We start from the raw sequence: 1,140 nt of genomic DNA, 5'->3' as shown, positions 1-1,140 counted from the left end.
AAATGTGATTGAGGCGGTTGGGTTTAGTCCAGATGGAGAAATTATCGCTAGTAGCAGTTGGGATCATACCATTAAACTATGGCATGGGTATACCGGAAATTTAATCCATACCCTTTGTGGACATTCGGCTTGGGTAACGTGTCTGGCAATTAGTCACAATGGACAACTTCTAGCTAGCGGTAGTGCGGATCAGACTATTAAACTTTGGATGCTGAAGAAGGCATCATTACAGACAACTTTGTTTGGCCATTTAGGAACAGTTAACGCAGTAGCTATTAGTAAAGATGGACAACTGCTAGCTAGTGGTAGTGCTGACAAAACCATTAAGCTTTGGAATTTAGCAACCGGTAAGCTCAGCGCAACGATTACTGGACATTCGGCATCGGTAGAGTCACTCACCTTTAGCCCTAGTGGTCAAATCTTAATTAGTGGCAGTGCTGATAAAACGATTAAGATTTGGTTGCTCAAGAGGGATCGGTATTTACAAATACCAAAGAAACCGTTGCTTACTCTCAAAGGACATGGGCATGCTGTTAAATCTATTGCCATTAGCCCTCAAGGGAATACGTTAATTAGTGGTAGTGCCGATAAGACTGTCAAAATCTGGCATCCTGGTAGTGGTGAATTGCTCTATACTCTTACAGATCATTTAGGCGCTGTCACTACAGTTGCTATTAGCCATGATGGTGCTACCATTGCTAGTAGTTCTCAAGATAATACGATTAAGATTTGGAAGTTTGAGTGATTGGGAGAAAGGGAACAGGGAATAGGGAATAGGGAATAGGCAAGAGGCAAGAGGCAAGAGGCAAGAGGGAAAAAAAACTGTGTACCTCATAGCTATGAGAAACGCTATAGTTCTTAGGGTGCGTGATAAGACGGGCTTGCCCTCATTTTTTCAATAGCCAGTGTTGGGAGAGTCCGTCCTATTGTAACGGGCATGATGCCCGTTACACCCACCGGGTCAAACAGCTTTGATCAGATGCACCCGATTAAACCAATGCTTACCTGTTGTCAGCCATGCAAAGCGCGAGTGGGGGAAACCACGGCAGTCGCTCATGGGGGAACGGCAGTCGCTCATGGGGGAAACCCCCTTTGGCGGCGCTGCATCGCTCTCCAGCCCCGTGGGAACCCCCATGACCG

At 46.1% G+C, this 1,140-nt stretch carries 1 protein-coding gene; it reads left to right on the top strand.

Annotated elements, in window-relative coordinates; translation table 11 throughout:
• Positions 1-745 (top strand): WD40 repeat domain-containing protein (locus F6K52_RS36615; protein WP_293090185.1); only part of this gene is annotated, 745 nt, incomplete at its 5' end.
• Between the last annotated feature and the right edge of the window lie 395 nt (positions 746-1,140).

It is taken from the genome of Moorena sp. SIO3H5 (genome assembly GCF_010692395.1).
GTDB lineage: Bacteria > Cyanobacteriota > Cyanobacteriia > Cyanobacteriales > Coleofasciculaceae > Moorena.
Note: the sequence above shows the minus strand (reverse complement) of the source record. Positions and strands in the feature narration are given on the sequence as shown.